Below are 11,482 nucleotides of genomic sequence, written 5' to 3' on the forward strand. Positions count from 1 at the left end.
TCACCCCTTTTCACTCAGGAACAGTTCATAAGCATGCGCCACGCTGGCGTTTTCATGCACCACCGCTTTCACCGCTTTCAGCATGGCAACCGGCGATTCGGACTGGAAGATGTTGCGCCCCATGTCCACACCGGATGCGCCCTGATCGATGGCTTTGAAGCACATTTCCAGCGCCTCGCGTTCCGGCAATTTTTTGCCGCCGGCAATCACTATCGGCACCGGACATCCCGCCGCGACGCGTTCGAAACCTTCATCGACATAGTAGGTTTTGATAATGTTCGCGCCCATTTCAGCGGCAATGCGGGTTGCCAGCGAGAAGTAACGCTGATCCCGCGCCATGTCTTTGCCGACGCCGGTCACCGCCATGGTCGGCATGCCGTAACGCATCCCCTGATCGACCAGTTGAATAATGTTTTTGATCGACTGATGTTCGTATTCACTGCCGATATACACCTGCGCTGCCATCGCGGCGACATTCAGGCGCAGCGCATCTTCAATCGCCACCGCCACCGTTTCGTTAGAGAGTTCAGTCAGGATCGAGTTACCACCGGAAGCCCTCATTACCACCGGTTTGTTCACCGCCGCAGGCACCACGCTGCGCAGCACGCCACGGGTACACATCAGCACGTCAGTATGCGAAAACAAAGGCGCAATGTTGATGTCGATGCGTTCAAGGCCGGTCGTCGGCCCCTGAAAATAACCGTGGTCAAACGCCAGCATCACCGTCCGGCCAGACTGCGGATTGAAAATCCGCGCCAGCCGCGACTGCATTCCCCAGTCAAGCTGACCGCTGCCCTTGAGGAAGAACGCGTGATTATCCTGCGGCGTGCCGATGCCGAAATTTTTGCCGTCTCTGATATCGTCCAGATCTGCCATTTTCTTTTCTCCTTACTGATCAGAAGTCGTATTTGCCGATGTTGTCTTTGGTAAAGACCACGCGTTCCGGCAGTAAAACGATGCCGTTACCTTTGGCCTCATACTGGTAGCCCTGCACGCTGTTCGGCACCACTTCCACCGTTCCGACGTCCGGCACATCCAGTTTGTCACCCACGTTAAGCGCGCCTTTTTTCAATAACTGATCGGCGACGTAAACCGAAATTTTGCCCTGGCTGACCACGTCCCACAGACCGAACTGTTTCACCGTGCCGCGTTCGACATACGGGCGCATGACGTTTGGCGTACTGAAACCGACGATGGTCACGTTGGTACGTTTGAGGTTTTCCGCCGCCTGAGCCGCTGCCGGTAATGCGTTGGCATCAGGGGCAATAATCGCATCCAGATCGCCATAAGATTTCAGGATCCCTTCGGCGGTTTGCAGGGATTTAGTGGCATCGTTATAACCGTATTGCGTGGTCACGATTTCCCAGCCCGGGTGCTCTTTGGCGATTTTGGCTTTCGCCTCTTTCACCCACTGATTCTGATCCGTCACTGTCGGGCTGGAATAGAAGAACGCCACTTTCGCTTTCTCTTTTTTCACCTGGCTGGAGGTCATCTCAACCAGCATCGAACCCAGTTGTTGTGGTGTGCCCTGATTGATGTAAATCGAGCGGCATTCCGGTTTGGTATCGGAATCCCAGGTCAGCACTTTCACGCCGCGTTGCATCGCGCGTTTAAGCGCCGGACACAGGCCGTCGGGTGATACCGCCGCCACCACAATCGCGTTGTATCCCTGATTGACAAAGTTGTTGATCATCTGCACCTGACCGGAAACGCTCGGCTCGGTCGGACCGTCGTAGGTCACGTCCGCGCCCAGCGCTTTACCGGCGGCCATTGCGCCGTTGCCGCCGCTGGTGAAATAACCGACGCCCACCAGTTTTGGGATAAAGGCGATACGTTCAGCCGCCTGTACGCTCAGACACGCGAGGCTCACGGCACTGGCAATTAACAAGATTTTCATTGTGTTGGCTTTCATCATTAACCCCGGCTTATTGAGAAGACGTCAAGGAAGGAGAAGGCGCAGACCCGCGCCGGCGATAGCGCTGGAAAACACTGCGGATAAGACCACGGTTGAGGCTGGCAGAGCGGCCAATCACCACCAGGATCAGCAGCGCGCCGGACAGCGCACTGGAAACCTGACTGGAGACGCCAACCATCTGCAAACCCTGCTGGAGATACCCGATCAGCAGTGTCGCCAGCGCTGTGCCGAGAATGGAACCTGAACCGCCGTAGATATTGGCACCGCCCAGCACGACCGCGGTGATAGCGGGCATCAGCAGCGCATTACCGAGATCAGAACGCGCCGAGCCGAAATACGAAGTCATCAGAATGGCGGCCACGGCCGACGCCAGCCCGGTCATGCCGTAGAGAGCAAACACCGTGCGGCTGACCGGCAATGCGCCATAACGCGCCACTCGGGCATTCTGACCGATGAGGAAGACGTTGCGACCGGTGCGACTGCGGTGCATCAGCAGCCAGAAAAACAGTGTCTCCAGCAGGAAGATCACCAGCGGCATGGGCAGGCCCAGCACAATCTGATTGGCAAAGTTGGTGAACGCATCGGGGAAATTACCGATACCCTCAAAACCCGTCGCGCCCGCCAGCCCGGAAAGCAGTAAGGCGCTGCCGCCGAACAGGTAGAGCGTCCCCAGCGTGATGACCAGCGGATTCACGCCGGTATAAAGAATCAGCGCCGCATTGAGCAAACCACAGGCCGCACCCAGTGCCAGCGTAAGCATAATGGCCAGTGCCAGCGGCACACCGGCCTGACACAGTACACCGAGCGCGATGGCGCACAGTCCGATGGTGGAACCAAAGGAAATGTCGATACCGCCGCTGACAATCACCAGTGTCAGTGGCAACGCCACAATCCCGATGGTGATGAAATCACTGGTGCTGAACAGCAGCGTACTGGCGTCCAGCATGCGCGGATTGGCGAAACCGAACAGTAAGATTTCGATGACCAGCAACGCCAGCAGCGCGATTTCCCAGCCATATTGTTGGAGTTTGTTCATCACACTACCCCGCTCTTTTTGCCGGTACTTAGCCGGCGGCTTGTATTTTTCGGTTGCTGAGATTTGCGTTCAACGGGTTTCTTCTGAGGCGGTGGCGTGGCCGCCAGAAAGCGTGAATACTTCTGCCGCCGCAAGTTTTTCTCCAGCGCCTGCCGCAATCTGCCGTCAAATACCAGCACCGCCAGCAGCACCAGCCCGGCGATAAAATCGTTCCACCACGCCGGAAGGCGTAACAACACCAGCACGCTGTCAATTTGGGTCAGGAAATACGCGCCGAGCACCGCACCGAGAATGGAGCCGGTACCGCCGAGCAGGCTGATGCCGCCCAGCACGCAGGCGGCGATGGCTTTCATCTCCAGCCCGCTGCCGGTCTGATTCGGCACGAAGCCGATTTGTGAAGCGAAGACAATTCCGGCAATGGCGGCCATCATGCCGTTAATGCCAAATGCCAGAATGCGTACCCGGTTGACGGCCACGCCAAGTTGTCTGGCACCCTGTAAGTTGTCGCCGACAGCGTAGAAACTGCGGCCAAACGCCGTGCGACCCAGCATCCAGAACATCGCAGCCAGCAAGACAATCACCAGCCAGCCGAGCGGGGAGACATTGAGGAAAACCGGTTCTGACAGAGATTTCAGCCCGGCCGGTAAGCCTTCAATCCATTTGCCGCCAGTCATCAGCAGCATCAGCCCGCGGTATAACCCCAGCGTACCGAGCGTGGCGACAATCGCCGGAATACGCAGCCAGGCGACCAGTACACCGTTAAATATTCCGGCCAGTAAACCGGTGCCGAGAGTCAGCAGACAGGCCAGCGGCAGGTTCATGCCGCCGTTGAGCAAAACCCCCAGCGTCACGGCGCACAGGCCGGTAACGGAACCGACCGACACGTCGATGTTGCGGGTCAGCATCACCACGGTGGCCCCCATCGCCAGCAACATCAGGATCTGCGCGCTGCCAAAAATCATGCTCAGTGTCTGAAAGCTGAACGACTGCCGGTCCATCGCACCGAGCAAGGCAAACAGCGCAATAATCGCCATCAGCGCGGTCAGTTCACGATTGTTTTGTATCCGCTTTAGCATGAGGTTCCTCCGGTGGCGGGGGTTTTGGCATGATTACCAAATGCGATATGCATAATGTTGCTGACGTTGATGTCGCTGCCCTGCAATTCGCCGCTCATTTCCCCCTGATGCATAACGAATACCCGATCCGCCAGTCCTTCAATTTCATCCAGATCAGATGAAATCAGGATCACCGCCACGTTCTGTTGCACCACTTCGCGCAGCAACTGGTAAATGTCAGCACGCGCGGACACATCCACGCCGCGCGTAGGTTCATCGACAATCAGCACCGCGGGCTGTGCCTCAAGGCATTTGGCGATCAACAGTTTTTGCTGATTACCGCCGGAAAGTGTGCGGGCAGTTTGTGACCCGTCGCGGTATTGAATGCCGAGCGCACGGTGATAGCGTTCGAGCACCGCCGCTTCGCGTTTGATGTTCAGCCACCAGCCCTGACGGTTGAAGGTGAGTGAGGTGGTGTTCCAGCTCAGCGGCGCGTCGAGATACAGGCCGGATGCCTGCCGGTCTTCCGGCAAATACACCAGCCCTTTTTTCAGCCGCTGTAAGGTCGTCAGGCCGCTGATGTCTTGTTGCTGCAAAAGCACCTGACCACGTCGGGCGTCGCGCAGGCCATACAGGGTTTCTGCCAGTTCGGTGCGCCCTGCCCCCACCACGCCTGCCAGCCCGACGATTTCCCCGGCGCGGGCGCTGAATGAAATATTAATAAAGCCCTCACCGGTCAGGTTTTGTACCTGCAAGACCGGTTCGCCGCCTGCCGGGTTACGCCGTGTGCCGGGTAAATCCAGCCACAACTTTTGTTCTGCGGGCAGCGCGGTGTCCTGGGAATGCGGGGTGATAGCGCGGATCAGCGCATCGTTATCCAGTTCGGCGAGCCTGCCGCTGAGCGCAATTTTGCCATCACGCATCACACTGACCCGGTCGGCAATCGCACGTATTTCCGGCAGTTTGTGCGAGATGAATACCACCCCGACGCCCTGCCCGGTGAGATGACGGACTTGTGTAAACAGGCGGGCGGATTCCGCCGGTGTCAGCGAGGCGGTTGGTTCATCAAGGATCAACAGCCGCGCATCGCGCATCAGCCCGCGCAGGATTTCCACCAGTTGCTGATCGGCCACTTCCAGGGTTCCGGCAAGGGCACCCAGCGGTAAATTGCACCCCAGATCAGCCAGCGTTTGCTGCAATTTTTTTTCGCCGGCCTGATGTGCAGGCAGGCGGAACAGGATGTTTTCGCGCACGGTCAGGCTGGGAAACAGCATCGGCTCCTGCGGTACCAGATAAATCCCCGCCTGATGCGCTTTTGCTGGTGACTGCGCCAGTAAAGGCTCGCCGCCGAGCAGTAACGTGCCACTGTCGGCTATTTCGACACCGGCAATGATTTTCATCAGTGTCGATTTACCCGCTCCATTGCCGCCAAGCAGCGCGTGGACTTCTCCGCCTTGCAGGCTGAAATCGATGTCTTTCAGCACTGCCACGCCGGAAAAGCTTTTACTGACACCGCTGACCTGCAACAGCAGGTTCGTGGTTTGCAGGTCTGCTGATAACTGTTTGCTGCTCTGCATACACCGGCCTCTGGCTTGATACATTAATTGAACAAATGTATTTATAATTTAACATTGTTCATAAAACTAGACCGAGGTGGCAGGGAAAACTTTTGTGCTGATCACAGTTTGTTCAACTCATATACTCTGCGTTATGATTCAGGCAGTAATCATTTGAAATTTGCAAAACACATCACAGTTAACAACATTTTGTTAACGAACAATTGATCTACATTTTGATAAGTGTTCACTATGAATGAGAAGACAACGCTTTCCGATTTGACTAACCATCCGGAATTCAGCATGGGCGAAGAGGAACTGCTGGCGCGCACCGCGTGGTTCTATTACCACGACGGCCTGACCCAGAATGAAATTGGTGAACGGCTTGGTTTGACGCGGCTGAAAGTGTCACGCCTGCTGGAAAAAGGCCGGCAGTCAGGAGTGATCCGCGTACAAATTAACTCGCGTTTTGAGGGCTGTTTGACGCTGGAAAATACCCTGCTCGAACGCTTTGGTTTACAGCAGATCCGCGTGCTGCCACAACTGGCCGACGGCTCGCTGAGCACACGGCTGGGGGTCGGCGCAGCACACATGCTGATGACATTGCTCAGGCCGGAACAACTGCTGGCTGTGGGTTTTGGCGAAACGGCGATGAGTACGTTGCAACATCTGAGCGGATTCATCTCCTCACAACAAATCCGCATGGTCACGCTTTCCGGCGGCGTCGGGCCCTATATGACCGGGATTGGTCAGCTTGATGCAGCCTGCGGAGTGAGCATTATTCCGGCTCCGCTGCGGGCGTCATCAGCCAGCGTAGCGGCTATTTTCCGTCAGGAACGTAATGTACACGATGTCATGCTGGCCGCCTGCGCGGCAGATATTGCGGTCGTCGGCATTGGCTCGCTGAACCAGAAACAGGACGCGACTATTTTGCGTTCCGGTTATATCAGCGAAGGTGAGCAGCTGCTGTTTGGCCGTAAAGGCGCAGTCGGCGACATTCTCGGTTTCTTTATGCAGCGCAACGGCGAGCTGGCAGAAAACATGGCAATCCACGATGAGCTGATTGCCGTCGCGCCGGACGAACTGGCCAGCATTCCGACCGTGTTAGGCGTCGCAGGTGGGGTCGAGAAAGCTGAAGCCATCGTCGCGGCGCTGAAAGGCAGACGAATTAATGCACTGGTAACTGAAGAGAGCACAGCAAGAGCCATGCTGGCGCTGCTCGACTGACCCGCAGGGTGTAAGGGGCGTGGCGGTCAGGTATACGGTGCCCGATAAACTGGCACGAGAGAACATTGTGATGACCTCTACCCTGAACTCTGACCACGATCGCAACTATCTGATGGCGCTGGATGCTGGTACCGGCAGTATCCGCGCGGTGATTTTCAATCTCGAAGGCGAGCAGATAGCCGCCGGACAGGCCGAATGGATCCATCTGGCGGTGCCGGATGTGCCCGGTTCAATGGAATTTGATCTGCAAAAAAACTGGCAACTGGCCTGTCAGTGTATTCGTCAGGCATTGCAGGAAGCACATCTCCCCGCTTCTGCGATCCGCGCAGTGGCGGCCTGTTCCATGCGCGAAGGGATCGTGCTGTACGACAAATCCGGCGAACCTGTCTGGGCCTGCGCCAACGTCGATGCCCGCGCCAGCCGTGAAGTTTCCGAATTAAAAGAGATCCACGATTTCGAATTTGAACGCGAAGTCTATGAATGCTCCGGTCAGACACTGGCCCTCAGCGCCATGCCGCGCCTGTTATGGCTGGCCCATCACCGCCCCGATATTTACCGTCAGGCTGCCACTATTACCATGATCAGCGACTGGCTGGCCTACATGCTCAGCGGCGAACTGGCGGTGGATCCGTCCAACGCCGGTACCACCGGCATGCTGGATTTAGCCACCCGCAACTGGCGACCTGAGTTGCTGGATATGGCAGGGCTGCGCGCCGATATACTTTCTCCGGTGGCTGAAACGGGTACACGCCTCGGTTATGTCACGGCCAGCGCGGCCGATGCCTGTGGACTGAAAGCCGGAACGCCGGTCGGCATGGGTGGCGGCGACGCGCAACTTGGCACGCTCGGCCTGGGTCTGGTGCGTCCCGGCCAGACCGCCGTCCTTGGCGGCACATTCTGGCAGCAAATCGTCAACCTGCCGGAAGCGGTCACCGACCCCGAAATGAATATCCGCGTCAATCCGCACGTCATCCCCGGTATGGCACAGGCCGAATCCATCAGTTTCTTTACCGGACTGACCATGCGCTGGTTCCGTGACGCATTCTGTACCGAAGAGAAAACCATGGCGCAGCGTCTTGGCGTGGATGCTTACAGCTTGCTGGAAGACATGGCCGCCCGCGTGCCTGTGGGGGCCTGGGGCGTCACGCCGGTATTCTCGGATGCGATGCATTTCAAGAACTGGTATCACGCCGCCCCGTCGTTCATCAATCTGTCCATCGACCCGGAAAAATGCAACAAACCGGTGCTATTCCGCGCGTTAGAAGAAAACGCCGCCATCGTATCGGCGTGTAATCTGGATATGATCGCCCGATTTTCCGGTGTACGCGCCAGGTCGCTGGTGTTCTCCGGCGGCGGTTCGAAGGGCAAATTATGGTGTCAGATTTTAAGTGATGTGACGGGTGTTCCGGTCAATGTGCCGGTGGTCAAAGAAGCCACCGCGCTGGGCTGTGCGATTGCAGCGGGTGTCGCGGCAGGCGTGTATTCGTCGCTTGCAGACACCGGTGAAGCCCTGGTGCGCTGGGAACGGGAATATCAGCCGGATGTGGCGAACCACGCAAAATATCTGGTGCAGAAAGCCAACTGGCAGGAAGTGTATGCGGATCAACTGGGGCTGGTGGACCGGCAGCTAACGACGTCGATGTGGAAAGCGCCAGGACTGTGAGGATAATTCCGGACTGCCTCCTCCCCTGCGAAGGGGAGGAGTAATCCAAATCTGGCGTTATTTGATACTCGCCATCGGCGGATCCATCGCCACTTTGCCTTTCACTGCTTTGTTCTTCACTCTTCTCGACCACATTGCGGTCAGGATCGGCACCAGAATTGAGGTGACGATAACCGAGGTAGCAACCAGCGCGGTTGCAGCCGGGGCAATCGGTTTGAACTGCGGCACCATTTCAGCAATCAGGACCGGCGTTGCCACCGCGGCCCCCGCAGAACTGGAGGCAGCGAGACCGGCGGTACCATCGCCGCCTCCGATGAATTTGTCGGCGAGGATCAGCGGAATACCGGTGATGACGATAACCGACATCCCCAGCAACACACCTAACAGACCGGTTTGTGCGATGACGTTCAGGTTGATGGTGTTACCGAGTGCGAAGGCGAAGAACGGGATCAGGGTTTGTACCGCTTTGCTGAAGAATTCGCGCAGTTCCGGGTCGAGATTGCCCAGGCTGAAACCGACCAGGAACGGCAACACGGCGCCAACGAAGACGTGCGGTTCAAAAGACGCGATGCCTGCGGTGCCGAGGATCACCATAGTCATCAGCGGGCCGGATTCCAGAGACATCAGCACAAATGCGCCCGCTTCTTCTTTCGTGCCGTATTGCTGCATTACCGAGGCATACAGGCCGCCGTTGGTCATGTCCATTGCAGCCACCAGTGCCAGCACGGAAAGTCCGGCGAAGAAGCCGAATTCCACACCATTTTCCGGCATGAACCGTGATGCTATCGCCGCCACAATCCACGCCACCGCGATTTTGGTGACCACCAACGTGCCGGATTTACGCAACACCGTGCCGGTCGCGCTGAGTTTGATGGAGGCTCCCATGCAGAAGAACCACACCGCCAGAATAGGTACGGTGCCGGTCATCAGCCCGTTGGTGAAGGAACCAAAATATTTGCCCGAATCAGGCGCGAAGGTATGGCACAGCGCACCAATGAAGAGAGGCACCAACATCATCCCGCCGGGGATTTTTTCTATCGCTCGTTTAATGTGCATAATTTTCACCTGATTTAAAAGTCACGGACTACCTGATGCCGCTACGTTATCCATTTCTCAGGGTGATAAAAGTGATTCAACTCATAAATTGAAACGATGTTTCTATTTTTTAGATCGGTAGTTTTAATAATTTACTCCGTCAATATTTAATTTCGGAGAGAAATCACATTTTCGAATTATTTGTACGAAAATACTTAACACACAAAAACAAAAAAGCCCGCAACAGTTGCCTGTGCGGGCCGGGTATCACGCAAAAATGTCAGCTCAGCGATAAAGTGCCGAACGCCTGACGCCAGTCAGTATCAAACTTTTCAATCGCCGCTTCGACGGCAGGTGCATTAAGTAACTGTTCGGCCACATCCACCGGTAAGGTGATTGACTGACATCCCGCCAGCAGGCAATCCATCGCCTGACGTGGGGTTCGGAAACTGGCGGCCAGCACCTTCGATTGCGGCGCGTGCAGGCTGAGCAAGGTCTGCAACTCTTTGACCATCGCGATGCCGTCACCGCCCTGTGCATCCAGACGGTTCACATAAGGCGCAACGTATTCCGCCCCCGCCAGTGCCGCCAGTAATCCCTGACCTGCGCCATACACCGCCGTGCCCAGCGTCGGGATATTCATGCCCTTCAGCTTTTTAATGGCCGCCAGACCTTCACGGGTTACCGGCACTTTCACGACCAAACCGGACACCCGCTGCGTCAACAACAACGCTTCTGCAACCATTTGTTCGGCGTCGGCAGCAATCACCTGTGCGAACAATTTACCGTTACCCCCCAGCGCATCGCGCAAGGCAGGCAGCACTTCCCACAGCGATTTACCTTCTTTCGCCACGATGCTCGGATTCGTGGTGACCCCCTGCAACGGCAGGATGCGCGACAAACGTTTTACCGCAGTGACATCGGCAGTATCGAGATACAGCTCCATAACTTTCTCCCTGAAACTTGTGAGTGAATGCAAAGTTCAGAGAGTGTACGTCAGCAAGCAGAAGGTTTGTTGATCATCATCAAAATCACTTTCGAATGAAAGTTATTAAATTGCGAAAGAAGATTTTTAGCACCAGGGAGCGTCGAGATGATTTTCAATGTGCAGCGTTATTCCACACATGATGGCCCGGGGATCCGGACGGTGGTTTTTCTGAAAGGCTGTTCCCTGAGCTGTACCTGGTGCCAGAATCCGGAAAGTCGTTCGGCGGCACCTGACGTGCTGTTCGATTCACGTTTATGCAGCGCAGGATGTCAGCACTGCGCAAAGACTTTTCCACATGCTGTCAGCATAGAACATGACCGCATCGGGATTCGGCATGAACAATTTCAGGCAGAAGATCTCTGTCTGATCGAACAGGTTTGCCCTTCCGGCGCGCTGAGTGTGTGTGGAAATGACGCGGATATTGACGCGCTGATGCAGCAAATCCTGCGGGATAAACCTTTTTATACCCGTACCGGCGGCGGTGTGACGCTTTCCGGCGGCGAACCTTTCCTGCGGCCACAAATTGCGCTGACACTGCTGCAACGTTGCCGTCACGAAGGGCTGCACACCGCCGTGGAAAGTTGTCTGCATGTGCCGTGGAAATACATTGAGCCTTCGCTGGGGGCGCTGGATTTATTGCTGGCGGATCTCAAGCATGTGGCCGATGAACCTTTCCGCCGATTGACCGGCGGTTCCGCCAAAAGAGTGAAGGATAATTTCCGTCGTCTGGCTGCGGCCGGACAAAAGCTCATCGTCCGTGTGCCGTTAATTCCTGATTTTAATGCTGACCGGGCATCCATCCGCCAGATCGTTGATTTTGCGGCGGATGAAACCGGCTGCGAAGCCATTCACTTTTTGCCGTACCACACGCTGGGCATCAATAAGTATGTCCTGCTGGGGCAACCTTATCTGGCGCCACGCCAGCCGTTAAATGACCCTGACCTGCTGACGTTCGCTGAACAATACGCCGCAGAAAAAGGACTTTGTGCACAGTTAAGAGGATAAGA

The 11,482-nt window shown here is 56.2% G+C and carries 10 protein-coding genes; 3 read left to right on the forward strand and 7 right to left on the reverse strand.

Annotation, left to right across the window (positions count from 1 at the left end):
* From lsrF to lsrA, 5 genes are read right to left on the reverse strand one after another with little or no spacing between them, the layout of a single operon-like run.
* On the reverse strand, positions 1-876 hold the full coding sequence (gene lsrF, locus DXU84_RS11715) for a 3-hydroxy-5-phosphonooxypentane-2,4-dione thiolase (RefSeq protein ID WP_013575889.1): 876 nt from the start codon (positions 874-876) through the stop codon (positions 1-3).
* 19 nt (positions 877-895) lie between these two features.
* Entirely contained in the window at positions 896-1,912 is a 1,017-nt protein-coding gene (gene lsrB / locus DXU84_RS11720) for an autoinducer 2 ABC transporter substrate-binding protein LsrB (RefSeq protein ID WP_153375792.1), read from the reverse strand.
* A 13-nt stretch (positions 1,913-1,925) separates the two neighbouring features.
* Positions 1,926-2,951, reverse strand: coding sequence for an autoinducer 2 ABC transporter permease LsrD (gene lsrD / locus DXU84_RS11725; RefSeq protein WP_153375794.1), 1,026 nt, complete (start codon positions 2,949-2,951; stop codon positions 1,926-1,928).
* Positions 2,951-4,027 (reverse strand): autoinducer 2 ABC transporter permease LsrC, encoded by a 1,077-nt coding sequence (lsrC, locus tag DXU84_RS11730; RefSeq protein ID WP_126124954.1) that lies wholly within the window; start codon positions 4,025-4,027, stop codon positions 2,951-2,953. Before lsrC ends, lsrD begins: the two co-directional genes overlap by 1 nt.
* Positions 4,021-5,583: an autoinducer 2 ABC transporter ATP-binding protein LsrA gene (gene lsrA, locus DXU84_RS11735; protein WP_153375796.1), complete on the reverse strand. Its 1,563-nt coding sequence runs from the start codon at positions 5,581-5,583 to the stop codon at positions 4,021-4,023. Before lsrA ends, lsrC begins: the two co-directional genes overlap by 7 nt.
* Positions 5,584-5,814: 231 nt before the next feature.
* Here lsrA and lsrR point away from each other — a divergent pair, with 231 nt between their 5' ends.
* Positions 5,815-6,789, forward strand: coding sequence for a transcriptional regulator LsrR (gene lsrR / locus DXU84_RS11740; RefSeq protein ID WP_013575894.1), 975 nt, complete (start codon positions 5,815-5,817; stop codon positions 6,787-6,789).
* Between the two features lie 70 nt (positions 6,790-6,859).
* A complete protein-coding gene (gene lsrK / locus DXU84_RS11745) occupies positions 6,860-8,452 on the forward strand; it encodes an autoinducer-2 kinase (RefSeq protein ID WP_166860703.1) in 1,593 nt (530 codons plus the stop codon).
* Between the two features lie 57 nt (positions 8,453-8,509).
* On the opposite strand, the gene kdgT is transcribed toward lsrK, so the two are convergent.
* The gene (kdgT, locus tag DXU84_RS11750) at positions 8,510-9,508 is read right to left on the reverse strand and encodes a 2-keto-3-deoxygluconate transporter (protein WP_013575896.1); all 999 of its coding nucleotides are present in this window, start codon (positions 9,506-9,508) and stop codon (positions 8,510-8,512) included.
* 259 nt (positions 9,509-9,767) lie between these two features.
* Entirely contained in the window at positions 9,768-10,433 is a 666-nt protein-coding gene (fsa, locus tag DXU84_RS11755; RefSeq protein ID WP_153375798.1) for a fructose-6-phosphate aldolase, read from the reverse strand.
* Positions 10,434-10,580: 147 nt separating this feature from the next.
* Between fsa and DXU84_RS11760 the strand changes: the two genes are divergently transcribed.
* The gene (locus DXU84_RS11760; protein ID WP_153375800.1) at positions 10,581-11,480 is read left to right on the forward strand and encodes a glycyl-radical enzyme activating protein; all 900 of its coding nucleotides are present in this window, start codon (positions 10,581-10,583) and stop codon (positions 11,478-11,480) included.
* Positions 11,481-11,482 lie beyond the last annotated feature (2 nt).

The organism is Rahnella sp. RcJ3, assembly GCF_009498575.1.
In the GTDB taxonomy this organism is placed as follows: Bacteria; Pseudomonadota; Gammaproteobacteria; order Enterobacterales; family Enterobacteriaceae; genus Rahnella; species Rahnella aceris.

Bases quoted from the DNA above. Each gene is read 5' to 3' on its own strand.
- lsrB (WP_153375792.1), bottom strand. From the start codon at position 1,912: ATGAAAGCCAACACAATGAAAATCTTGTTAATTGCCAGTGCCGTGAGC.
- lsrD (WP_153375794.1), bottom strand. From the start codon at position 2,951: ATGAACAAACTCCAACAATATGGCTGGGAAATCGCGCTGCTGGCGTTG.
- lsrR (WP_013575894.1), top strand. From the start codon at position 5,815: ATGAATGAGAAGACAACGCTTTCCGATTTGACTAACCATCCGGAATTC.
- lsrK (WP_166860703.1), top strand. From the start codon at position 6,860: ATGACCTCTACCCTGAACTCTGACCACGATCGCAACTATCTGATGGCG.
- DXU84_RS11760 (WP_153375800.1), top strand. From the start codon at position 10,581: ATGATTTTCAATGTGCAGCGTTATTCCACACATGATGGCCCGGGGATC.
- kdgT (WP_013575896.1), bottom strand. From the start codon at position 9,508: ATGCACATTAAACGAGCGATAGAAAAAATCCCCGGCGGGATGATGTTG.
- lsrA (WP_153375796.1), bottom strand. From the start codon at position 5,583: ATGCAGAGCAGCAAACAGTTATCAGCAGACCTGCAAACCACGAACCTG.
- lsrC (WP_126124954.1), bottom strand. From the start codon at position 4,027: ATGCTAAAGCGGATACAAAACAATCGTGAACTGACCGCGCTGATGGCG.
- lsrF (WP_013575889.1), bottom strand. From the start codon at position 876: ATGGCAGATCTGGACGATATCAGAGACGGCAAAAATTTCGGCATCGGC.
- fsa (WP_153375798.1), bottom strand. From the start codon at position 10,433: ATGGAGCTGTATCTCGATACTGCCGATGTCACTGCGGTAAAACGTTTG.